At 48.0% G+C, this 23,839-nt stretch carries 24 protein-coding genes; 1 reads left to right on the forward strand and 23 read right to left on the reverse strand.

The genetic code is table 11. The features are described 5' to 3' along the window. Window positions 1-76: 76 nt before the first annotated feature. The 4 genes from pssA to rluD form a co-directional block, all read right to left on the reverse strand. Window positions 77-904: a CDP-diacylglycerol--serine O-phosphatidyltransferase gene (gene pssA, locus CWI78_RS03555; RefSeq protein ID WP_126780343.1), complete on the reverse strand. Its 828-nt coding sequence runs from the start codon at window positions 902-904 to the stop codon at window positions 77-79. An 87-nt stretch (window positions 905-991) separates the two neighbouring features. Next, on the reverse strand, window positions 992-3,565 hold the full coding sequence (gene clpB / locus CWI78_RS03560; RefSeq protein ID WP_126780345.1) for an ATP-dependent chaperone ClpB: 2,574 nt from the start codon (window positions 3,563-3,565) through the stop codon (window positions 992-994). Window positions 3,566-3,638: 73 nt separating this feature from the next. Further along, window positions 3,639-4,352, reverse strand: a complete 714-nt coding sequence (pgeF, locus tag CWI78_RS03565) for a peptidoglycan editing factor PgeF (protein WP_126780347.1) — start codon at window positions 4,350-4,352, stop codon at window positions 3,639-3,641. After that, complete coding sequence (gene rluD, locus CWI78_RS03570; RefSeq protein WP_126780348.1) at window positions 4,330-5,298, reverse strand: 23S rRNA pseudouridine(1911/1915/1917) synthase RluD; 969 nt, start codon at window positions 5,296-5,298, stop codon at window positions 4,330-4,332. Before rluD ends, pgeF begins: the two co-directional genes overlap by 23 nt. A gap of 111 nt (window positions 5,299-5,409) precedes the next feature. Between rluD and CWI78_RS03575 the strand changes: the two genes are divergently transcribed. Continuing rightward, entirely contained in the window at window positions 5,410-6,180 is a 771-nt protein-coding gene (locus CWI78_RS03575; RefSeq protein WP_126780350.1) for an outer membrane protein assembly factor BamD, read from the forward strand. A 27-nt stretch (window positions 6,181-6,207) separates the two neighbouring features. Here CWI78_RS03575 and glnB read toward each other — a convergent pair whose 3' ends face one another. The 19 genes from glnB to CWI78_RS03670 form a co-directional block, all read right to left on the reverse strand. Further along, window positions 6,208-6,546: a nitrogen regulatory protein P-II gene (gene glnB / locus CWI78_RS03580; RefSeq protein ID WP_126780352.1), complete on the reverse strand. Its 339-nt coding sequence runs from the start codon at window positions 6,544-6,546 to the stop codon at window positions 6,208-6,210. An 11-nt stretch (window positions 6,547-6,557) separates the two neighbouring features. Then, window positions 6,558-8,189, reverse strand: coding sequence for an NAD+ synthase (locus CWI78_RS03585; RefSeq protein ID WP_126780354.1), 1,632 nt, complete (start codon window positions 8,187-8,189; stop codon window positions 6,558-6,560). An 88-nt stretch (window positions 8,190-8,277) separates the two neighbouring features. Beyond that, entirely contained in the window at window positions 8,278-9,405 is a 1,128-nt protein-coding gene (gene flhB / locus CWI78_RS03590; protein ID WP_126780356.1) for a flagellar biosynthesis protein FlhB, read from the reverse strand. Window positions 9,406-9,435: 30 nt separating this feature from the next. Further along, window positions 9,436-10,221 carry a flagellar biosynthetic protein FliR gene (fliR, locus tag CWI78_RS03595; protein WP_126780358.1) on the reverse strand — a complete coding sequence of 262 codons (786 nt, stop codon included), beginning with the start codon at window positions 10,219-10,221 and terminating at the stop codon, window positions 9,436-9,438. After that, window positions 10,221-10,490 carry a flagellar biosynthesis protein FliQ gene (gene fliQ, locus CWI78_RS03600; protein WP_054490666.1) on the reverse strand — a complete coding sequence of 90 codons (270 nt, stop codon included), beginning with the start codon at window positions 10,488-10,490 and terminating at the stop codon, window positions 10,221-10,223. Before fliQ ends, fliR begins: the two co-directional genes overlap by 1 nt. Before the next feature lie 8 nt (window positions 10,491-10,498). Continuing rightward, entirely contained in the window at window positions 10,499-11,245 is a 747-nt protein-coding gene (gene fliP, locus CWI78_RS03605; protein WP_126780360.1) for a flagellar type III secretion system pore protein FliP, read from the reverse strand. Continuing rightward, window positions 11,242-11,598, reverse strand: coding sequence for a flagellar biosynthetic protein FliO (gene fliO / locus CWI78_RS03610; RefSeq protein ID WP_244213066.1), 357 nt, complete (start codon window positions 11,596-11,598; stop codon window positions 11,242-11,244). Before fliO ends, fliP begins: the two co-directional genes overlap by 4 nt. Continuing rightward, window positions 11,573-12,028 (reverse strand): flagellar motor switch protein FliN, encoded by a 456-nt coding sequence (gene fliN / locus CWI78_RS03615; protein WP_126780362.1) that lies wholly within the window; start codon window positions 12,026-12,028, stop codon window positions 11,573-11,575. Before fliN ends, fliO begins: the two co-directional genes overlap by 26 nt. 31 nt (window positions 12,029-12,059) lie before the next feature. Then, window positions 12,060-13,124 (reverse strand): flagellar motor switch protein FliM, encoded by a 1,065-nt coding sequence (fliM, locus tag CWI78_RS03620; RefSeq protein WP_126781026.1) that lies wholly within the window; start codon window positions 13,122-13,124, stop codon window positions 12,060-12,062. Between the two features lie 16 nt (window positions 13,125-13,140). Continuing rightward, the gene (fliL, locus tag CWI78_RS03625) at window positions 13,141-13,677 is read right to left on the reverse strand and encodes a flagellar basal body-associated protein FliL (RefSeq protein WP_126780364.1); all 537 of its coding nucleotides are present in this window, start codon (window positions 13,675-13,677) and stop codon (window positions 13,141-13,143) included. 68 nt (window positions 13,678-13,745) lie between these two features. Then, complete coding sequence (locus CWI78_RS03630; RefSeq protein WP_126780366.1) at window positions 13,746-15,518, reverse strand: flagellar hook-length control protein FliK; 1,773 nt, start codon at window positions 15,516-15,518, stop codon at window positions 13,746-13,748. A gap of 78 nt (window positions 15,519-15,596) precedes the next feature. Further along, on the reverse strand, window positions 15,597-16,040 hold the full coding sequence (fliJ, locus tag CWI78_RS03635; RefSeq protein ID WP_126780368.1) for a flagellar export protein FliJ: 444 nt from the start codon (window positions 16,038-16,040) through the stop codon (window positions 15,597-15,599). 3 nt (window positions 16,041-16,043) lie between these two features. After that, window positions 16,044-17,399, reverse strand: coding sequence for a flagellar protein export ATPase FliI (gene fliI, locus CWI78_RS03640; protein WP_126780370.1), 1,356 nt, complete (start codon window positions 17,397-17,399; stop codon window positions 16,044-16,046). Between the two features lie 3 nt (window positions 17,400-17,402). Next, window positions 17,403-18,152: a flagellar assembly protein FliH gene (gene fliH / locus CWI78_RS03645; protein ID WP_126780372.1), complete on the reverse strand. Its 750-nt coding sequence runs from the start codon at window positions 18,150-18,152 to the stop codon at window positions 17,403-17,405. Between the two features lie 14 nt (window positions 18,153-18,166). Continuing rightward, the gene (fliG, locus tag CWI78_RS03650) at window positions 18,167-19,213 is read right to left on the reverse strand and encodes a flagellar motor switch protein FliG (RefSeq protein WP_126780374.1); all 1,047 of its coding nucleotides are present in this window, start codon (window positions 19,211-19,213) and stop codon (window positions 18,167-18,169) included. Continuing rightward, on the reverse strand, window positions 19,206-20,897 hold the full coding sequence (gene fliF, locus CWI78_RS03655) for a flagellar basal-body MS-ring/collar protein FliF (RefSeq protein ID WP_208642034.1): 1,692 nt from the start codon (window positions 20,895-20,897) through the stop codon (window positions 19,206-19,208). Before fliF ends, fliG begins: the two co-directional genes overlap by 8 nt. Before the next feature lie 47 nt (window positions 20,898-20,944). Continuing rightward, window positions 20,945-21,277, reverse strand: coding sequence for a flagellar hook-basal body complex protein FliE (gene fliE / locus CWI78_RS03660; protein WP_054490644.1), 333 nt, complete (start codon window positions 21,275-21,277; stop codon window positions 20,945-20,947). 138 nt (window positions 21,278-21,415) lie between these two features. After that, window positions 21,416-22,777 carry a sigma-54-dependent transcriptional regulator gene (locus tag CWI78_RS03665; protein WP_126780378.1) on the reverse strand — a complete coding sequence of 454 codons (1,362 nt, stop codon included), beginning with the start codon at window positions 22,775-22,777 and terminating at the stop codon, window positions 21,416-21,418. Beyond that, window positions 22,770-23,777: a sensor histidine kinase gene (locus CWI78_RS03670; RefSeq protein ID WP_126780380.1), complete on the reverse strand. Its 1,008-nt coding sequence runs from the start codon at window positions 23,775-23,777 to the stop codon at window positions 22,770-22,772. The genes CWI78_RS03665 and CWI78_RS03670 overlap by 8 nt, the downstream gene beginning before the upstream one ends. Window positions 23,778-23,839 lie beyond the last annotated feature (62 nt).

The following is a 23,839-nucleotide window of genomic DNA, read 5'->3' on the forward strand; positions in this document are numbered from 1 at the left end:
GTGATCTCGGTGAGCCTTTCAAGATCTTTTTCAGGCCACTTTGATCGTTTGCTCAGAACTTCACCAATTTGGTGTTTTAATCTTCTTTCTCAGCCTTCTCTGCTTCTTTTTTGGTCTCTTTATTGTCATTAAAGTCTGCATCATCTTCGTCATCATCACCAACAACATGACCCAGCTTTAACTTCTTCACATTTTTGATAGTTAGTACCGGTCCCGACAAAGCATATAAAAAGAAGATAGAGAATAAGACTAATGATGGTTGCGTCGCGACAATCACGAAAGCCAACACGATAACCAAAATTACTAAAAAGGAAACTTTCCCCTTCCAGTCCACATCTTTAAAAGAGTGGTAACGGAAGTTGGTCACCATCAACAAGCCCGCACAAATAGTGACTACAGCAGCGAAACCACCCATATCGCTTCCATCAACACCGTACTCAGAACCGACCCACACTAAACCTGCGACAATAGCCGCGGCACTGGGTATCGCCAGTCCCTGGAAGAACTTTTTATCGGAGGAGCCTAAGTTGGTATTAAAGCGCGCCAGTCGTAATGCACCACCAGCCACAAAAATAAACGCCGCTAACCAGCCGATTTTTCCAAGATCCGCCAATGCATAGTTATACATGACTAAAGCCGGAGCCATACCAAAAGAGACAATATCGGCCATACTGTCGAATTCAGCACCGAAATCGCTTTCCGTATTCGTCATTCGCGCAACCCGGCCATCCAGTCCATCGAAAACCATTGCGATGAATATCGCTACTGCCGCTTCAATAAAGCGATCGTTCATCGATGCGACAATGGCATAAAAGCCTGAGAACAAGCCGGCAGTTGTAAACAAGTTTGGCAGTAAATAGATACCGCGGCTTTTACCACTGGTATTTGAGCTGTCATTACTCATGTATAAAACACTCTTAGTCACTAATATGAAAGTAGTCAGGTTACCACATTAGGGCTTCGAACAGGAAATGCCCGAAACCCCTTAAGGTTATTGCGTGATCACCAGCCGCTCATTTTCGACACTTACTTTGATCGGTTTAGCAGGCTCTAGCTCGCCTGACAAGATTTTTTGCGCTAACGGATTTTCCAGCTCATGCTGAATAGCACGTTTCAGAGGACGAGCGCCAAAAACGGGATCGAAACCGGTTCTGGCCAAATGCGACAAAGCCCCATCATCCAATTCTAGCTGATACTCTTTTTCTTCCAAACGTTTATAAAGAAGCTGTAACTGGAATTCAGCGATAGAGCGAATTTCACTCTCACCCAGTGGATGAAAGACAACGGTCTCGTCCACTCGGTTAATAAACTCCGGACGGAAATGATGTGCCAGTACCTCCATGACTTCGGCTTTCATTTGCTCATAGGTATGCTCTTTGGCATGCTCCTGAATCAAATCTGAGCCCAGGTTAGAGGTCATAATAATAACGGTGTTTTTGAAATCGACCGTGCGTCCCTGCCCATCGGTTAGGCGTCCATCGTCCAGTACCTGCAATAAGATATTAAAAACATCCGGATGCGCCTTCTCAATTTCGTCGAGCAAAATGACCGAATAGGGTTTACGCCGTACAGCTTCGGTTAAGTAACCGCCTTCTTCGTAGCCAACATAGCCAGGAGGCGCACCAACCAGACGGGCAACCGAATGCTTCTCCATGAATTCAGACATATCAATGCGCACCATGGCATGGTCTGTATCAAACATGAAGTTTGCCAAAGCTTTGGATAGCTCTGTTTTTCCCACGCCTGTCGGTCCAAGGAATAAGAAGGATCCAATGGGCCGGTTTGGATCGCCAAGTCCAGCCCGTGAACGACGGATAGCATTAGAAACCGCTTCCACCGCCTCATTTTGACCAACCACGCGACTGTGCAACTGTTCTTCCATATGCAGCAGTTTTTCACGTTCGCCCTCGAGCATGCGGTTAACCGGAATACCCGTCCATCGCGACAATACATCCGCGATCTCTTCCTCGGTAACACGGTTTTTTAGCAGGCTCATATCCTGCATTTCGGCTTGCAGGGCTAAATCGAGCTGTCTTTCCAGTTCCGGAATGCGGCCATACTGAAGCTCTGACATGCGATTTAAATCACCTGCCCGACGAGCAATATCCATATCCGTTCGCGCTTGCTCCAATTGAGCTTTAATATGTTGAGTACCTTGTACTGCTGCTTTCTCAGTGTTCCACACTTCTTCCAGTTCTTCGTATTTGCGTTCTTGATCATCAAGCTCGTCGTGCAGAATTTCCAGGCGTTTCTTACTGGCATCATCTTTTTCTTTCTGCAACGCCTGACGTTCGAGCTTCAACTGAATAATCCGGCGCTCCAGACGATCCAAATCTTCCGGTTTAGAGTCGATTTGCATACGAATACTCGATGCCGCTTCATCAATTAAGTCGATGGCTTTATCCGGCAACTTCCGATCGCTGATATAACGATGTGACAACGACGCCGCAGCAACAATAGCCGGGTCGGTAATCTCTACAGAGTGATGTAATTCATAGCGTTCTTTTAAGCCTCGTAGAATAGCAATGGTGTCTTCCACATTGGGCTCATCGACAAGCACCTTCTGGAAACGTCGCTCAAGTGCCGCATCTTTTTCTATATACTGACGATACTCATCCAGCGTAGTGGCGCCAACACAGTGCAATTCCCCCCGAGCCAGAGCAGGCTTCAACATATTCCCGGCGTCCATGGCGCCTTCTGCTTTACCAGCTCCAACCATGGTGTGCATTTCATCAATGAACAGAATAATCCGACCTTCCTCTTTTGAAAGTTCGGTCAGTACCGCTTTTAACCGCTCTTCAAATTCACCACGAAATTTCGCACCGGCTAATAATGCGCCTAAATCTAACGATAATACCCGTTTGTGCTTTAAGCCTTCAGGTACCTCACCATTAACAATGCGCTGCGCTAAGCCTTCAACAATAGCGGTTTTACCGACCCCCGGATCGCCGATAAGAACCGGGTTGTTTTTCGTGCGGCGCTGCAATACTTGAATAGTCCGGCGAATTTCTTCATCCCGGCCAATAACGGGGTCAAGCTTGCCTTGTTCAGCTCGCTCGGTTAAATCAATGGTGTATTTATCCAAAGCCTGGCGTTTATCTTCGGCATTCGGGTCATCCACTTTTTCGCCATCACGAATATCGTTAATGGCTTTTTCCAACGCATCACGTTTTATGCCCTGCTGACGGAAAATATCGCCGAGCTTGCCTTTATCTTCTGTTGCCGCCAATAGAAACAACTCTGAAGAAATGTACGAGTCATTTCTCTTCTGAGCATATTTATCACATAAATTCAGTAACTGGGCCGTGTTTTGAGATAACTGCACGTCGCCGCCAGTGCCTTCAACCTGAGGTAATCCATCCAGTGCTTTCGACAAGTTTGCTCTGAACTTGGGAATGTCCACACCTAACATGGTAAATAATGGACGCACTGAGCCTCCATTTTGATCCAACAAGGCCTGCATTAAATGGACGGGTTCGATGAATTGATGGTCACGTCCCAAAGCAATCGACTGGGCATCGGCAATGGCCATCTGAAACTTACTGGTAAATTTATCGTGTCGCATGAGTACTTCCTCACCTTAATTCTTGCGTTAGATTAAATGTGGGTACTTTTTGCGCATATTCAAGTGTTTGGGGTTAATTTCGCCAAATAATTGACGCAAATCTTGCTGCAGCCTTTTCTTTACGCCAGGAGTACCAGCTCGCGTTATGACGCACAGTGCAGTCACCGCTCTTCGTGACACTTTTAACGCCTGCACGCAGACACTCATCAGCCGCAATCGACGCTAAATCGGCCAACCATTTATTCGAATGAGAAATAAAGTGATCAACGTTTGATGAGTTACACGCAATAAAGGCATCACGCACATCATTCCCAACTTCAAAAGACTGAACGCCAATGGATGGCCCTATCCAAATACGAATATTGGCCGCTTCGGCTTTAAAGCTTGCCAAAGCCTCTCTCAACACCCCATCAACCAGGCCTCGCCAACCCGCATGGACGGCAGCAATCTCTTTTCCATCATCGGAACAACAAAGAATAGGGAGACAGTCTGCCGTTAATACCGCACAAACACTATTGGGGAATTGGCTGTAGGCTGCATCCGCAACGGCGGACTTAAAAGGCCATTGCAATACCTTATCGGTGTGCCGTTGCTGTAACCAAGTTACCGCTCTTGGTAACTCAAGTTCTCGCTGCAACCTGCGACGACGTAAAATAACAGCAGCCGGGTCATCTCCCACGTGCACAGCCAGATTCCCAAACGCTCTGGTGGTGACTGCCGCATGAATATTTGGCGGCAGTTCCCAGTCTGGGAACATAATTCCCTCAGACTGATTTAAAGCGTTCATTATCTATACGCAGTTCTTCAATCAAATATTGAAAATCTGTGGGTCGGGGAACAGTAAACTCCAGCCAGTCTCCAGTAATAGGATGGTGCAACCCCAGTGATGCCGCATGTAAAGCTTGGCGATTAAATCCTCGCAAGGTTTGCAATAGACGATCTTCAGACTGTTTTGGTGGTCGCGGGCGGCCCCCATAAGTTAAATCACCAACCAATGGATGCCGGATATGTGCCATATGTACACGAATTTGGTGAGTTCGGCCTGATTCTAAGCGCAACCGCAATAGCGTATGTGCTCTGTACCTATCCAGCACTCGATAATGAGTCACTGCCGGTTTGCCTGACTGCACAACGGCCATGTGCGTACGTTTTGTCGGATGACGGCCAATCGGCTGCTCAACCATGCCGCCCGCCGTCATCACACCGTTACAAACCGCTTCATACTCGCGAGTGATCTCCCTGTCCTGCATCATCGACACTAACTGAGTCTGTGCCGGCACGTTCCGCGCCACAACCATCAGCCCCGTGGTATCTTTATCTAACCGATGAATGATTCCAGCCCGCGGCACTAAGTCCAGTTGCGGATCATAGTGTAATAAGCCATTCAACAACGTTCGGTCCGGTGCTCCAGCACCTGGGTGCACGACCAGTCCGGCAGGCTTATTAACGACTAAAATATCGTCATCTTCGTAGACGATATCCAGTTCGACCGGCTGTGCCTCATGCCGTTCTTCGCTTTCGATTTCGGCGTCTACAGCTACTAGAGTCCCGACAACCACTTTTTCTCGCGGTTTTTCGATAACTTGGGTATCAACGGTTACTTTTCCATCGGTTATCCAGCTTTTTAACCGTGACCTTGAGTACTCAGGGAACAACTCTGCAAGCGCCTGGTCTAATCTTTTTCCAGCTTGAGACTCGGTAACAATGGCTTCTAATTCAATGCTTTTGTTCATATATTGGGTTTCGACTGTCAAAGCCTTTACGGCTGCGTTAGAATGCAAGAATATGCTAGTGTAACGGTTTGCCGGTGCAGCGCCAAAAAAATAAAGGGAATCCTTCATAATATGTTAAGTAATAAGTTAGGCCGAAGCGTCGTTTTATCCTCGGTTCTGGGGTTAATGTTAGCGGGTTGCTCAAGCCAGTCCGAAGAAGAGCAGGTGTCAAAAACTCAAATTGAAGCCATGTATGACCAGGCTCAAAGAAGCATGGCCAGTGGCAATTTAAGTCTGGCACAAAATCAGTTATCCAGTCTCAATAGCCGCTATCCTTTTGGTCCTTTTGCTCATCAAATTCAGTTAGATCTTATTTATCTGCATTATAAGCTCGATAACACAGACGAAGCGTTAGCGGCGGTTGATCGTTTTATCAGTCTTAACCCAAATCATAAAGATGTCGATTACGCACTTTATATGCGAGGCTTAGTAAACCAACGAGCTGAGCATAACGCCGTGCATGACTTAGCCGGTGTTGACCGTTCCGATCGTGATTCATCTATGGCAGAAGAAGCGTTTAAAGACTTTGCCGAATTGGTGCGCAAATACCCTGATAGCGAATACGCAGCTGATGCTAAACAACGTTTGATTGCGTTAAAAAGTCGTTTAGCTAAGAAAGAGCTAGCCATTGCCCAATATTATATGGAGCGCCAGGCTTACCTAGCCGCGGCTAACCGCGCTCGTTATATATTAAAGCATTACTCAGATACGCCAGAAGTTGAGAATGCATTGGCTATGATGGTTGAAAGCTATGAACAGCTTGAGTTGCCAGAGTTACGTGAAGACGCAATGAAAGTATTGCGGGCAAACTTTCCTGAGAACCGGTTAGTTTCAACCCGGTAATATTCAGAATACAGCAGACGCGGTAGCCTATACCGCGTCTTCGTTTTCCTCTCCAGTACGAATGCGAATAACACGCTCAATGTCGGTGATAAAAATTTTCCCATCACCAATCTTACCCGTTTGAGCCGTTTCCATAATCGCTTCAATGCAACGCTCGACTTCAGTATCAGCAATCACAACTTCCAGTTTGACTTTAGGCAGAAAGTCGACCATATACTCTGCGCCACGATAAAGCTCAGTATGCCCTTTTTGACGACCAAAGCCTTTGACCTCTGACACTGTCATACCCGCAATGCCAACTTCAGACAGTGCTTCGCGCACATCGTCTAACTTAAACGGCTTGATAATGGCTTCAACTTTTTTCATCAGTATTTGTCCTATTGACCTTGTCGCTGTAATTCATGGCGATAGTGACTGGTAATGGGATAACGGCGATCTTTACCAAAGTTACGTGGCGTCACTTTAGGCCCGGTCGCAGATTGCCGACGCTTATATTCATTGAGATCCACCAGGCGAATCACCCGGCGAACATCTTCCTCCGCAAACCCAGCAGCAATAATATCGGTTACCGACCAGTCTCTTTCTACATACAATGCCAGAATGCGATCCAAATCGCCATAGTCTGGCAGGGAATCAGAATCGACTTGATCCGGTGCCAGCTCAGCAGAAGGTGGTCTATCTATCACCCGCTGTGGTATGCAGTCCCCTCGGCTATTGCGAAACTCAGCCAGCTGGTAAACCAACAGCTTAGGAATGTCTTTGATTGGGGCAAAACCACCACACATATCACCGTATAAAGTCGCATAACCCACGGCCATTTCACTTTTATTGCCTGTCGCTAACACCAGAGAACCGGTTTTATTCGATAACGCCATAAGCAATACACCACGACAGCGGGACTGTAGATTTTCTTCGGTGGTATCGGTTTCATTCTGTCCGAATAACGGTCCCAACTGAGTCATAAATTCATTAAACATGGGCTCAATTGGCACTACGTCGTAACGAACGCCTAAGGTATCAGCTTGTTTCTCTGCGTCTTCCAGACTCATATCTGAGGTGTAGCGGAACGGCATCATAACCGCGTGAACTTTATCGGCTCCGAGGGCATCGCTTGCTATTGCCAAAGTTAATGCTGAATCGATACCACCTGACAAACCCAATGCAACGCCGGAGAAACCATTCTTGGTCACATAGTCACGCACCGCCAGCACCAAAGCGTCATAAACATGAGCCAGATCATTTTGCTCGGCATGCGCCTCAAAACCAGCACAACTAATACGTTTGTCTTCGTAAGTTACGGTTGCTGTCGTCATTTCACAATGCGGTAACTCGGCAACCAACTCACCTTTTGCATCTAAAACCAACGAATGGCCATCAAACACCAGTTCGTCCTGAGCGCCACAATTATTCAAATATAAAATGGGTTTTCCCGCTTCGGCGACGCGTTGCTTGAGAACACCTAAGCGTTGCTCGTGTTTGTTCAGTTCATACGGAGAGGCATTAATTGACAGCACCAGATCGATATCATCATCCAGCAACTGTTGCAGTGGCTGTGGATGCCACAAGTCTTCGCAAATTTGCAAACCAATACGAACACCCTGCCATTCAAACACTTGGCTCTGGTGCCCGGGTATGAAATACCGTTGCTCATCAAAAACACCGTAGTTCGGCAGACGTTGTTTAAAGTAACGAAGTAAGCACTCACCACGATGCAAAACTGACATTGCATTAAACAGTTCTCCCCCCACGGCTTGAGGGTGACCGACGATAACCACACAGTCAGAAGCTGCCGCGCTTATTTGCTCAACCGCATTATCTACCGCCTGATGTAAGTCGTCACGGAACAATAAATCTTCCGGCGGATACCCCGTAATTGCCAGCTCAGGGAAAACAATAATGTCATGTTGCTCACCCTGCTCACGCAAAGTTTTTAAAATTAAGGCGGTGTTGTTGTGAATGGCACCAACCGTAAAGTCCAGCTGTGCCAGGCACAATGAAAGTTTTGCCATAACTGCTCAGTCCAAATTAGTCACTGCCGATAACGGCTCGAATGGTGGCGAATGATATAGCAGCCCGACCCAACGCGCAAATGATGGATTAATAACGCAAGTCATCCGGAATATCTTTATCGGTCGGCGGCTTCTTCGGACGTTTGGCTTGTCCCTGCTTAAACATACGTAACTGGTAAACGTAAGCAAGAATTTGTGCTACCGCTATGAACAGGCCTTTTGGAATCTCTTTTTCCAGCTCAGTCGTGTGATAAATAGAGCGGGCCAGCCCAGGGGAAGCAACTAAAGGAATTTCATATTCCAGTGCAATTTCACGAATTTTGGCTGCCGTTTCATCCGTTCCTTTAGCCAGAAGAACCGGTGCCTGTACGCCTCCGTCATCATACTTCAATGCAACAGCGTAATGCGTCGGGTTGGTCACGACCACATCCGCCTTGGGAACTTCCTGCATCATTCGGCGATTTGCCATTTCCATTTGCAAACGGCGAATACGCCCTTTAACTTCAGGGCTTCCTTCTGTGTCTTTATGTTCGTCTTTAACTTCCTGCTTGCTCATTTTAAGGTCTTTGTTGTGTTTCCATAGCTGAAAAGGCGCGTCGATAACCACAATCAAAAACATTGAGCAGCACAGCAATAAGAACATCCATAAAAGCGTATCCAGCGCATTTCCAATCATGGTCGGCATTTGCCCCATCGACATCTGCAAAATGTCGACAAACTGCCATTTCAACAGGAAGTACGCAGAAACCGCGACCACCATAAACTTGGCAATGGCTTTGACCAGCTCGACCAGGGCCTGAACACCAAACATTCGCTTAAAGCCATTAAGCGGACTCATTCGGTTAAACTTGGGTGCCATCGCCTGACTGGAGAAATTAATTCCTCCAAGCCAGCTATTTCCGAAAAAAGTAAAGACCACAATAAAAGCAAAAATGGTCAAAATCGGCCACATCACTTCGCCAAAAGCAATCGCAAAGGCATCATAAATTTTAGTGGTATCAAAAGCTTGTTGTCGATCAATGGTGAACATGGTTTCAAATACATTGCGCACGCCCTGGTAAAGTGCACCGCCAAACCAAAAGAATGCCACCGCGGCACTAACCAGCACAAAGGCTGTTCCCATCTCCTTTGAACGAGCAATTTGCCCTTTTTCACGGGCCTGCTGTTTTCGTCGCTCCGTGGGGTCTTCAGTACGTTCCTGATCAGTTTCAGCCATACTTATTGCCCTTTGTCAGCGAAAGTCGATTTAAGCACATTGACTACCCAGTATTTCACACATGGTCTGCACAACCCGAGCCCACTGATTCTCGAAATGAAAGATAAAACCGCCCATCGTCAGCCAGACAACCACAAGTCCACTGACCATGGTAATGGGAAAGCCAATCGCGAATATGTTCAGCTGCGGGGCGGCTCGCGTCATAACGCCAAAGCTTAAGTTGATTAGCAGCAGAGCAATGACACCGGAAAGCATTGCTGTTAACGCAGCGGAGAACATATAAACGCCCCATTCGGCCACCGCAAATAAGGCATCGGCATCGAGCCCGGTCATACCCACCGGTATCGCATCAAAACTGGCAACCACCATATGAATCATTAACAAGTGACCATCGAACGCCAGAAAAACCAAACTGGCCAACATTAAAAAGAACTGTGCAATGACCGGCACTTGCTGCCCGTTGGTGGGGTCGACCATAGAGGCAAACCCCAAACCAATTTGCATTGCAATAATTTGCCCACCCAAAACAAAGGTTTGCAGAAATAAAATAGAGAGCAAGCCCAGAGCGACACCAATGACAATCTGCTGAGCAGTGACCAGAAAACCACCCACCGACATCATTTCAACGCCTGGATTAACATCGGGCAATGCGGGCGAGACAGCCATAATGATGGCTAAAGATAAAAAGATTTTCACACGGGAGTTAACAATCGTACCGGAAAAAAGTGCCATGCTCATGATCATTGAAGACACTCGAGTCAATGGCCACAGATGTTGCTCCAGCCATTCCAGCAGAACCGACGTGACCAGGTCCATCAGCCGACCACTTCAGGTATCCGGTTAAACATCTCGATAGTGAAATCCATCACGGTTTCCGTCAGGAAGTGACCACCAAGACCAATAACCGCAAGCGTGACTAATAAGCGAGGTAAAAAACTCAAGGTCTGTTCGTTAATGGAAGTTGCTGCCTGAAAGACCGCAACCACCAACCCCACCAAAAGCCCGGGGACAATAATAAAGGCGACCATAATCACAATGGTTTTCAGAGCTTCCTGAAAAATGTCGAGAAACATTTCTGGTGACATAGCGCCTCCTAGACCCCGAAACTTCCGGCCAGGGTACTCATAGTTAAACTCCAGCCATCAACCAGTACAAACAACATCAGCTTAAAGGGCAAGGAGACAATCATGGGTGACAACATCATCATACCCATGGCCATGAGAACGCTGGCGACCACCAAATCAATAATCAAGAACGGAATGAACAGCATAAAACCGATTTGAAAGGCAGTTTTGAGTTCGGAGGTAATAAACGACGGTATCAGCACCGACATAGGCACGTCTTCCGGCTCTTCAACCCCTTCTGTTCCGGAAATTTCTACAAAAGTTTCTAAATCGGTTAACCGCGTTTGTGCCAGCATAAAGGCCTTTACTGGCGCCTTCGCCCGGTCGACAGCCTCCATCGACTGTATCTCTTCATTTAAGTACGGCTGCAGCGCTTTGTCATTTATTTCGTTCAATACCGGCGTCATGATGAAAAAACTCAAAAATAACGCAATACCCAGCAATACCTGATTTGATGGCGATTGTTGCAAACCGATTGCCTGACGCAAAATAGCCAAAACGATAATGATTCGGGTAAATGAAGTCATCATAATGACCATGGCGGGAATGAAAGTCAGAGCCGTCATTATCGCCAGAATTTGCAGTGTTACTGAATACTCTTCGCTGCCATCCGGGTTTGTTTTTACCGTAACGGCGGTAAGATCCTGCCAGGCAAACGCTTGTTCAGGCAGCAGACACAGAACGGCTAAAATACAAAGCAGCAACCAGCGGTTCATTGTTCTTCCTTTCCTTCCAGATTGATATCGCCCGGCAGTTCTTTCAGGCAGTCGATACGTTGTTGTGTTACGCCAAGCAGCAATTTTTGCCCACCGACTTCAACAATCACTAACCGCTCTTTGGTTCCCAAAGATACGCTACTGAGCACTTTCATACCAGACGTGCCCTGGAACTTCAGATTAAAGCGCTTAAGCAAAGACGCTAAAACCACGATCACCACTAAAACGGCAAAAAGCGCCAAAACCATGGCGCCTATGTCGTTGCCTGAGATAATGCCAGCCTTTTCCTCTGTCTGTGCTTGCGCAACAGAAGGTAAAAGCAGCAAACTAACGAAGCTTACGAATACGTTCAATCTGACTAATAACATCGGTTAAGCGTATCCCGAATTTATCATTAACAACAACCACCTCACCGTGTGCAATCAAGGTGCCGTTAACTAATACGTCCAGCGGTTCACCGGCAACTCGTTCCAGTTCAACCACAGACCCCTGATTTAATTGCAGCAAATTACGAATGCTAATTTGGCTACGACCCACTTCCATCGAAATGGTCACCGGAATATCCAGAATCGCATCCAGCTTGCGCTTCTCTTCTTCCGTTACGGGCTCGTCCTCTCTCAGCTCTTCCAGCTCCGCAGTCTGCACGTTATCCATACCGGAATGACTGGATGACTTATCTCCGCCTTCTTCGGCCTCAGACTCGCCACTCTCTTCCTCTTCCGCAGCTTCCTGTTCAGCCATTGCTGCTTCCCAGTCATCCATATCTTTATCATCGTTACTCATGTTGCAACCTCACTTTCTCAAGCAGCAATTATTATAAATCAATATCTTCTTCTAACTGTTGTAACTCGGCATCTCCACCAATTCGGCGGCCACCACGAGTCAACATATGAATATCCGACTTCACTGTTTCCGGACGCTTAATCTTCTCCGAAATCTTCAGAGCAACGTTGTCTCTTGAACGTCCCATTTTTGCATGGAAAGTCGGTAAATCTTCAATTAGTACGGTTAAATCATCGGGTAATTCAAGCGGAATAACATCGCCTTCACGCAAATCCATGACTTCACGTAACGACATTTCAGTTTGCGCCAGCTTGGCAATCATCTCCACCGGAACGTCCATAATTTCATCGCGCAGTGCTTTGCTCCAACGCATGTCGGTGTCTTCTTTATCCGACTGCACACCCGCATCCAACAACTCGCGGATGGGTTCCAGCATCGAGTAAGGCAGAGCAATGTGGAAGTCACCACCGCCACCGTCTAACTCAATATGAAACGAACTAATAACGATAACTTCAGTCGGGCTGACAATGTTCGCCATGGCGGGGTTAACTTCAGAATCTAAATACTCAAAGCCCACATCCATCACCGGAGCCCAGGCTTCTTTGTAGTCTTCAAACACCAGCTTCAGTAGCATCTGAATAATTCGCCGCTCGGTCGGTGTAAACTCTCGGCCTTCGATTTTTGCATGGTACCGGCCATCACCGCCAAAAAAGTTATCCACCAGAATGAAAACCAAACGCGCTTCCATGGTAATAAGCGCCGTTCCTTTTAACGGACGAAAACGCACCATATTTAAGCTGGTCGGTACGAACAGCGTATGCACGTACTCACCAAATTTAATCATCTGGACACCGTTAATCGACACTTCAGCGGTACGCCGCATCATATTAAATAAGCTCACCCGCATATGACGGGCAAAACGCTCATTAACAATTTCCAGCGTTGGCATACGCCCACGGACAATTCTATCTTGCGACGAAAAGTCATAGTCGAGCGCATCCGCAGAAACGGATTCTTTTCCTGTGTCCTCTTCTTCAACGTCGTCGACACCGTGTAAAAGCGCGTCAATTTCGTCTTGTGATAGTAAGTCACTCACCGCCATAATAGCTCACTTATTGCATTACCAAGCTGGTAAATAAAACCTGTTCTACAACTGGGTTTCCGGTCACTTCTTCAAGCGCGGAACGAACTTCTGCCAAGGCCAGCTCACGCAATTGCCCTTTTCCCTCAGCTGTTTTCAGTCTGTCTGCCGTTGACGAAGAAAACACTTCATGCAAGGTTCCTTCAATTAACGGAATGTGCATTTTCGCCAGTTCTTCATTTTCCTCGCCGCGCACCATCAGTTGCGCTTTAATTTGCACCGTTCGCTCTCGCGAGTCTCCGGGAACGATAAAAACGAAGGCCCGGGGCATGCCAACATAAAGTGCGTTACCAATTTCCGGACGAGGCGATGATGACGGAGCTGGCGAACCACTTCCGCTTGAAGCCTGCTGCTCCTGAGACGACGAACCTCCGAATAGCCATAAAACAAGCACTACCGTAATGATTAAAACAATACCGATAATGCCGAACAGGATCAGTTTTTTCTTTTTTCCACCGGCCTGCTCTTCAGTTTGTTCAGCGTCTTTATCGTCTTTGTCTTCCGCCATGCTCTATTTCCTGTATTCTCGTCCTCAGACGGTTACTATAGCTTGATAGCTGGTTTAGTTATACCGTTTCAAACATAGAAATCGACTTGCCCGTCAGCAATCACCTGGCCTTCATCTAAAGCAATTTCACCTTCTACCGCCCAATCTTCGGACTCTTCAGCGGATCCGGCTTGTCCACCGGCCGTTCGCTCGCCTTCTTTACTTTGTTCGCCCACCTGAGTATCCGTCAGGTTAATGCCTTGCTGCTCCAGCATTTCGCGTAATCGCGGCATTGCTGTCTCTACCGCATCTCTGGCTTGAGCACTCTGCACCTGAAACTGCACTGAGGCCTGTTCACCGCTCATGTTAACCCGAATTTGAACACTACCAAGTTCTGGCGGATCCAGCCGTATGTCAGCACGCTGAATATTTCGGCTCATCATAATATTGATGCGTTCCTGCAACTTTTGCGATGCTTCTGTCTGTTGCAAGTCCAGAGGACGCTGCAGGGCCTGCAAAGTGTTACTCTGACTCGACTCATTAGCCGCTACGGTGCCTTGTGTCGTAGACACCATCTGACCTTGTATTGCTCGGGCAGCGTTAGCATCAGTCAACGCGTCAGTGTTGTTTCTGAATACTTGGTTCTGTTGAGCTGTATCCGGCAGCTTTGTATCGACATCGACCGCGTTGGCTAAACCATCGGCCTTGTTCGCCGGCTGTTTGCTGTCACTGTTCTTATTAGCAGTATCGCCAGCCTCGGCTTTTTCTTTACCAGCCTTCACGTTAGTCGCAGTAATAACCGACTCTGAGTCATTCGCCTGCTCGGCTACCTTTATCGGCTCCGCTGCTTTTTCACTATGCCCGGTGCGACCTTTTAATAGTTGTCGTATTTCTGCCAACAGCTGCTCTGCTTTAGCCGCCTGATCTTTACTTAACGCCTGAGACTTATCGGTGCCGTTATTTTGACCCGCTAAAAGCTGACGTAATTCAGTGGTAAATTGCTGTAATTTTTTCTGTTCCGCCAGGCTCAGCTCACTATTCTCACCTTTCGACTTTTGTGCCGAAACCTGCTGCTCCAACTGCTTTAATAGAGTTAGCAGTTCTTCTGAACTTTGCGGCTTGGTTGTTCCTTTATCCACGGACTGCTGCGCGATAGCTTGTTCGGCTGCCTGGTTCAACGCCTGTGTCAACGCCTTTTCATTACCGGCCAATAACTTATCCGCATCGGCTTTCGGTAACATAGGCTCCAGTAAGTTAACAATAAACTTACCCGCATCTTCAACCGCTTCACCTTGCTTATTGCCCTGTTCAATAGCCTGTATCATCTGTTGCAATTTGGACTGCAATGCCTGTTTATCACTTTCAGTCATGCCGGCTAGCAGTTGATCGGCAAACTTCTGCCGCTCAGCATCTGTCATTGCCTGCTCACTCTCACCATCACTGGCTGAATCCAGCTTAGCTAAGAGCGCCTGTAACATTTCGGACAATTCTTTATCGCCCAATTCAAATTCACTACTCTCAGTCTCAATTGGCAGTTCTTCAACAGCAGTAGCAGGGTCTTCAGCATTAACATCGGCGCTTTCCTGCTTCATTTGTTGCAGCAGTTCCCAAAGATTCCGGGTAACCGGTTCACCAACATTTTTACGATCACTCTCTCCGCCTTCGACTTTACTATTGCCTGCCTGATGCGCTTCTATTTTGGCGGCCAATTGTTGCAGCTCTTCATCGCCAGCATTTTGCTTTAACATCAACCGCGAGAATTCGCCACCTTCGCTGTCAGCGGTCTTCAATGACAGGTCTTTGCCCTTACCCAGGCGCGCAAAGTTATCTGAGGATTCGGTTAAATTGAGCAGCTGTTGCATAATTTTTTTCCTGAATTAAGTGCCTATTGACGCTTCTCTTAATCTTCTTGCCCAATAAGCTAGCAATTTTTGTTCCAACTATTTTCTGTCACGGATAAATCGCTGGCTGCTAAAATCATCCATGTTCTTTTGTTCTTTTCGAGCCTGCACTTTTTCCTCACGCTTTTGCTTTTCTTTGATTAAGAATCCCACCGACTCGCGTTTGCGCCGCTGAGCCAGCCAGCGCTCCTTGCGTTGCTGGAGCACTTGTTGCAATTTAATGATGTCATGGTGCAACTGCTCTACACCTTCATCCAGCTTCCCGACAAAAGCGTGATACTGACCCACCTGTATTGAAGCAATACCACTCTGCCCCCTTTGCTGCAGCTGGTTCAGGTAGTCGAGTCGGTATTTTGACATACCGTCCAGACGCATTTGTTGCTCCTGCACTTGCTGCTGAACCTGAGCAAAATCCTGAACCGCTTTATCTTCCCGCCGTTGCTCTAACTCGAGCAACATCTGCAACTGTGTCAAATCAGCCATACATTATAAGCCTCCGGCTGAAGACTGTTTTTGATTCGGGTTCAGTAACTGATTCAATAACAATAAGCTCTCATCGTAGCTGACTACTTGCTGCATCTTCTGCTGCAAAAACTGACTCACCCGTGGCTGCATCGCAATGGCCTGATCAATAGCAGGATCACTGCCCCGGGTGTAAGCACCAATGGAAATCAGGTCGCGATTTCGACGGTAGTTTGAGTACCATTGCCGTACCTGGATAGCCTGTTGCATATGTTCTTCCGAGACCACTTGCGGCATCACACGACTAATAGAGCCTTCAATATCAATGGCCGGATAGTGGCCACTGTCCGCCAGCTCCCGGCTTAAGACAATGTGTCCATCCAATATGGCCCGGGCGGAATCGGCAATCGGATCCTGTAGGTCATCGCCCTCGGTTAAAACCGTATAAAACGCTGTGACGGAGCCTTGTCCGTCACCACCGTTCCCCGCTCGTTCAACCAGCGCCGGCAATTTCGCAAAAACCGAGGGCGGATAACCTTTGGTCGCAGGAGGCTCACCAACGGCCAACGCGATTTCCCGCTGCGCCATGGCATAACGGGTTAATGAGTCCATTAGCAACAACACATTTAACCCCTGATCACGAAAGTATTCCGCAACCTGAGAAGCGGTTTCACAGCCGCGCAGACGAATTAACGGGGACTGATCCGCCGGAGCCGCAATAACCACGGCTTTCTCACGACCTTCTTCACCCAGAATTTCTTCAATAAATTCTTTGACCTCACGCCCACGCTCACCTATCAGGCCCACCACAATCACATCCGCCGTCGTACCACGTGTCATCATGCCCAACAGCACACTTTTACCGACACCACTGCCGGCAAACAGGCCCATTCGTTGACCTTGCCCCACCGTTAAACAAGCGTTTATTGCAGTTACCCCGACATCCAGTGGTTGCTTGACCTGGCGTCGGTTCAACGGATTCATCGGTTTGCTACGGTACGTTTTGCCGTCAGAGAAAATAGGACCTTTGTCATCAAGAGGCTCGCCACGGGCGTCAATAACACGTCCAAGCAACTCCATTCCCAAAGGCAATTGATTCTTCCGGTTCAGAGGCCTCACTCTGGCCCCGGGGATCACTCCGTGAGCATCTTCGGTTGGCATCAGATAACTGATATTACCCTCAAAACCGACCACTTCGGCTTCAATGTCGCCACTGTCAGCTTCAACCGCCACACTTGAGCCAACCGGTGCCCGGCAACCAACCGCCTCAAACATCAAGCCAACCACACGGGTCAAGTAACCTGACACCGCCACCGAGGGTTTCTGAATGCGTTCCCGCTTTTTACGTAATTGTTCGACTAAGCGTTCAGAAGCACTCATGGGTTAACCTTTTACTTTGGAGAATACATCTTCCATGCGGCTGCTCAGGGTGTAATCAATGGTCGAGCTTTCAGTGGTAACCCGACAGCCACCGCGTTCCAGTAATTCATCTTTATTCAGCAGCCAGCCTTTTTCTTTCAGCTCATCTTCGCCGTATACACTTTGCAGTAAATCTAAATCGTCTTCATTCAGATGAATAATAACGCGCTGGTCCGTTACTGGCAGAACCGCAATGGCCTCGCGTACCGCATTAACCACTAACTCTTTCGAATTTGCCGCAACGTTCAGACATATCACTCGTGTTAATTCAGTGACCATATCAATCAATTCTTCCTGAACCGAATCGGTAATCCGTTCATTAGGATGGGACAAGCTTTGTAATAACACACTCAGTTGTTGCTGTTGTTCCTGCATCGCCTCTTTGCCGGCTTCAACCCCTAGCTGCTCGCCGGCTTCAAAACCTTCCTTCTTACCCGCTTCGTAACCTTCATCGTAACCTTTTTTAAGACCTTCATTACGGCCCTCATCAAAGCCTTCTTTATGGCCTTCTTCCCGCGCCGCCTGACGAATTTCTTCCAATTGCTCAGCGGTCAGAGGTTTCAGTTCTTCCTCTTGCTCGTTGTCGGCTTCCGGCGGCTCGTATTGCCAGCGGCGAGGCTTATTTAACGCATTGACCTGAGAGCCTTGTTTGAGCTCTTCAGATGTCATGTCAGGTAAATCCCAACGATGTGTTACGTCTTTATCATCGGTCATTATGCGTTAAGCCCTTATAAGAATTCGTCACCGCCACCGCCGCCAAGCATAATTTCACCTGCGTCAGCCAGACGGCGAGCTGCAGCAAGAATGTCTTTCTGCGCCGCTTCTACATCGCTAATACGGATTGGTCCCATGGCTTCAAGGTCATCACGCAGCATGTCGCCGGCACGTTTTGACATGTTCTTAAAGATTTTTTCCTGAACCGCTTCGTCTGCGCCTTTCATCGCTTTCTGCAGAACTTCACCTTCAACTTCACGCAGCAAGTTCTGAATACCCCGATCGTCGACATCGACCAAGTTTTCGAATACAAACATCAGATCCTGAATATTCTGACTCATCTCTTCGTCCTGCTCGCGGATAGAGTCCATTAACTGACCTTCGATGTTGGTATCCAGGTAGTTCATGATATTTGCCGCCGCCTTCAGGCCGCCCATCTTCGCAGCTTGAGCCCCCGCCTGACCGGCAAATTGTTTTTCCATAATTTCGTTCAGTTCCTGCAACGCAGCTGGCTGAACTTCTTCTAAATTGGCTATGCGCATCATCAAATCCAGACGCACTTTATCCGGGAACTGCGCCATAATTTCGGCGCTCTGCTCAGGGTCGAGGTAAGAAAGAACGATGGTTTGAATCTGCGGGTGTTCATTACGGATAATGGTCGCGACTTGTTTGGAATCCATCCACTTCAGTGAATCCAGACCTTTTGAGCCACCGCCCATCACAATCTGCTCAATCAAGTTACCGGCTTTGTCTTCACCCAGAGCGGAAGTCAGAGCTTTACGCACAAACTCTTCGCTCTTAAAGCCGATATTGGTAAAGCGTTGAATTTCTTCAAGGAACAAATGGTGTACCGCGTTGACCTTGTCCTGGTTAAAGTCTTCCAGGCTCGCCATCGCCATACCCACTTTCTGCACCTGCTTGGGTTCCAGGTGCTTAAGAATTTGAGCCGCGTCTTCTTCTGACAAGCTGAGTAGCAAAATTGCCGCTTTCTCAACCCCTTCTAAAGTATCAACGTCAAACTCAACTTTGCTACGCTTGGTTTTCGTATTTTGATCAGGCATCTTCGTTCAACCACGCTTTAACCACTTGTGAAGACAGTTCAGGCTCATTGGCAACCAATGCCCGGACCGCTTTCAGCAAGTCTTCATCTTTGTGCAGATCCGGTAATTGCAGGCTGCCATCAGCACCAAATCCAACCGCACTCTCGTCAAATTGTGAGGATAACAGATCAATGGTTTCATCGCCCATTGATTCCTCATCAAGGAAGGCTTCAGCATCATCTTCAACGCCCGACTCCGGATTCATCAGTTTCTTCAGCATTGGACGAACCACTGCCAAAATCAGTACCATAATAACCAATGCACCCATCACCAGACGGAACGCACGCCAGAACCACGGCTCTTCCCATACAGGGGTTTCTCCAGCGCCTAAGTCAGGTAACTCTGCAAAGGGCACTGAAACCACTTCGATGCTATCGCCCCGGTTAATATCAAACCCTAAACCACCTTGCAGCAAACGACGAATATTCGCCATCTCTTCTGCGCTACGCGACTGAGTTTCCCCTTCGCCAGCTTCACCCGCTACCGCTTCATGATTAACCGCAACAGAAACACTAAGACGCTTAACCGTACCGGTTTGGTTACGGGTATACGTAACCGAGTTATCAAGCTCGTAATTGCGGGTCGCTTCACGATGGGTACTGCCGTTAGCACCACCCGCGGCGTTACCGGTTCCAGCCTCTTCAGGAATGTCCGATTCCAATGGAGGCTGGTTAGTCAATGCGCCCGGAATGCCGCCGATTGCGCTACCGACAGAGCGGTTCTCTACCGTCATTTCGCTGCGAATTGCCGGCATATCAGGATTAAACTGACGCTGAGTTTCTTCGCGTTGAGTGAAATCCATGGTGACATCGACCTGGGCGGTGTAGTTGTCATAACCCAGTACAGGAATCAAAATACTGTCTATTTTCTCAAGGTATTCTTCTTCGCGCTTTTGCTCAATTTGATACTCGCGTGAGCTTTGCGCTGCCAATGCGCTTTGCGACCCCGAGTTCAGCAAACGCCCGGCCTGGTCCGTTACTGTTACATGTTCAGTATTCAAACCGGTGACTGACGATGCCACCATATCAACAATAGACGCGACTTCTTCTTCACTTAACGAGGTTCCGCCACGTACATTGAGCATGACCGATGCTTTCGGTTGCTTTTCGCGACGGGCAAATACATTTTCTTTTGGAACAGCAAGCAGTACCCGAGCCCCGGACACTTTCTTAATTTCTTCAATAGCGCGGGCAAGCTGAACTTCGCGGGAATGAATGAGTCGTTCACGTTCAAGGCGTTGGCTCACACCGAAGCCCGGCTCGCTCATCAATATCTCAGAACCATTGTTGGTGGAGTTACCATAATCAACGCCGGCACGAGTTAACTGCAGCTTAATAGCTTCGTAATTTTCGTCGGGAACCGAAACCGTATTGCCCTCTACTTGGTATTCAATGCCGTTCGCATCCATGTAGTCGAGCGTACTGATCAACTCCTGAGTTTCCAGTTTACCCAGCGGACGATACGTTGATTCCTGCGCCCACAGCATAATAAAAACTGCAATTGCGACGCAGATAGCCAGCGCTAACACGACAATGACCTGACGCAGCATGTCAAAATTGCCCAGCATTGTCATCATGCTGGTCTTTTCACTACCGTCTTCATTGCCTGATCTGTTGCTGTCAGGTAAATCAGTATCTTGTACCATTAGGTCTGTTGATTCAGCCACGACTCATATCTCCAGTGCTGCTGCGGTTATACCGGCATTGACATAATTTCTTTGTACGCATCAACCACTTTGTTGCGTACCTGAACAGTTGCCTCAAACGCAATGCCAGCTTTTTGGCTGGCTATCATGGTTTGCTCCAGCGTGACATTTGGGTCACCAAGCTCCATGCGGGTTTTTAAATCACCTGAGGTCTGTTGCAGTTCGTTGACGTTATCCATTGCATTTTTCAGCATATTGGAAAAGTCAGCCTGAGCAGTATTGCCTTGCAGGGCATTCACATTCGCCGGCTGGTCACGCTGAGAAGCCTGAGTCGCCATAGACTGTAACTGTTGGTAAAGTGCGTTTGCTTCCACTTTCATAATTAACCCCGTCAAAAATTCATCACTGACTGTATTTAAGGTTAACTATGCAAGCAAAATGCCAACTTGTAAGGCTGTGTAAAGAAAAGCCCTGAGAAACAGGGCCAGACGTACAGGTAGGTCTATTCCAGATAGCGTTTAAGAACCTGTTAGGGTAAGCCCCTGCTCACGAATTTTCGCGAGTTTATAACGTAGCGTGCGTGGACTGATCCCCAGCTCATCAGCTACGGGTTGACGTTTTCCCTGGTGGCGTTGCAGTGCTTCTTTGATAATTTGGTACTCTTGATGAAAAAGCGATTCGTCAAGGTTTTCCGATTTATCATCAGCAACACTCACTTGCTCCGGAAATACAGTAGCGGACTCAGCAACGTCATTCAGTTCCAGCATCAAGTCGTCCGGTTGAATCTCACCGCCACGATGCAGAACCAACGCCCGTTGCACCACATTTTCCAGTTCGCGTACGTTGCCGGGCCAGGCGTATGCCTGTAGTTGCTGTACTGCAGCGGTCGAGAAATTGACGGGCGTTTTAATGCCAGAACGTTGCTTATGTCGCTGTAATAAGTTCTCAGCTAAGGGAACGATATCCGCAGGTCGTTCACGTAGCGACTTCCAGTGCAACGGAAACACGTTCAGGCGGTACATTAAATCTTCCCGCAACTGACCTTCGCGTACCGCTTGCTGCAAGTCGCGGTTAGAGGTTGCAACTAAGCGAACGTCAAGTTGTATGGTTTTACGTGAACCCAGTCGCTCTACCTGGCGCTCCTGAATAACTCGAAGTAACTTTGCCTGCAAATGCATGGCCATTTCAGTCACTTCGTCCAGCAACAGGGTACCGCCCTGCGCCAGCTCAAACTTACCGGGCGATGACTGATTCGCACCGGTAAAGGCGCCCTTTTCATACCCAAACAGCATAGACTCCAGCATATTCTCTGGTATCGCCGCGCAATTAATGGCTATAAACGGTCCGGCAGCGCGATCAGAGTGCTGATGAATATAACGCGCCAGCACTTCTTTACCGGTACCACTCGGTCCGGTCACCATAACGCTGGCATCACTGGCTGCAACTTTGCGAGCCATACTTAAAATGGCCTGACTCGAGTCCTCTTCTGCAACAGGCTCAATATCATTAATCGCGCCATCGGGCAGGTAGCGCTGCACCAGCGTCTGTAACTTTTCTATTGAGAAAGGCTTGGTCAGGTAGTCGACAGCCCCTTCACGCATAGCGACAACTGCATCATCGACCTTAGCAAAGGCGGTCATCATGATAACCGGAATGTCGTACTGCTGGTTGTTCATACTGCGCAACAACTGCAAACCGTCAATTCCCGGCATTTGAACATCACTGATAACCAACGCAACCGGCTCTTTTTTCAGAATCAATAAGGCTTCTTCACCGTTAGCTGCTTCAAGACACTGACAATCGGCCAGTTCCAGAGTATCGACAATGGCTTCACGCAACGAGACATCATCTTCCACAACCAATACTTGTCGCTCAGCCATAACGCACCTCTCTCAACAGGCTTTCTGACCATTCATGTACTGGCAGTGACAGCGTAAATCGACTGCCTTTACCCAACTGACTCTCCCAGTCAATATGCCCGTTGTGCGCTTTAATTACCGTTTGAACAACGGCCAGACCCAGCCCCGTACCATTAGATTTCTCGGTGAAAAACGGCGTAAAGACATTGTCTTGCTTTTCGGGTGGGATACCCGCTCCCGCATCAATAACCGATACCCGCCAGCTAACGTCATCAATATCGGTTTTTACTAACACCTCTTGCCCTGGCTGACTGGCATCAACCGCGTTATTGAGCAGGTTCTGTATTGCACCAACCAACGCTGTTTGATTCGCCCGTAGCACCACACCAACACTCTCATCGATACAGTTAATTTTCACCTGGTGTTGCTCAGCGTAACTTTCAGTATTCATCATGACTTGCTGAATCAACGTGTTGGTATTGAGTTCCTCCAGCATCGGTTGCTCACCACTTTTGGCAAACAACAGCATGTCATTAACCTGCTGTTCCAGCGAGTGCAGCCGGGATAACAGCTTCCCGGAGAAACGCTGTTGTTTCACTGTAGAAATAGTGCCCTGCTTCAAGTTTTGAGCATAGAGAATCGCAGCCGATAAAGGCGTCCGAATTTGATGCGCCAAAGAGGCCACCATTTTTCCCATAGAAGACAAGCGTTGCAAATGGCTAATACGATTTTGTAATCGGCGCGTTTCAGTTAAGTCCGTTAAGACAATCAACTGCCCCGGCTTTTCATTCACTACCGAGGTGTCTAACCGCACCCGGCGTCCATTACGAAGAGACACCTCATGCCAGTCATCGGCTTTGGGAGCAAACAGTTCACTCACCAGTTCGCGCCAAAGATAGCTTTTCAACGGGTGTTCTAAAAGGCTCGTTGCATTGTCATTGCAATAATCCACAACCCCATGACTGTCCAGCAAAATAACGGCATTAGGCATGGCATCAATAATTTGATGATAAGTGGCCATACTGACATCTCCAATTAACGACTATGACCGTGTTAATGCAAAATGAATGCCAGTATATTTTC

The organism is Idiomarina ramblicola (assembly GCF_003987255.1).
In the GTDB taxonomy this organism is placed as follows: Bacteria; Pseudomonadota; Gammaproteobacteria; order Enterobacterales; family Alteromonadaceae; genus Idiomarina; species Idiomarina ramblicola.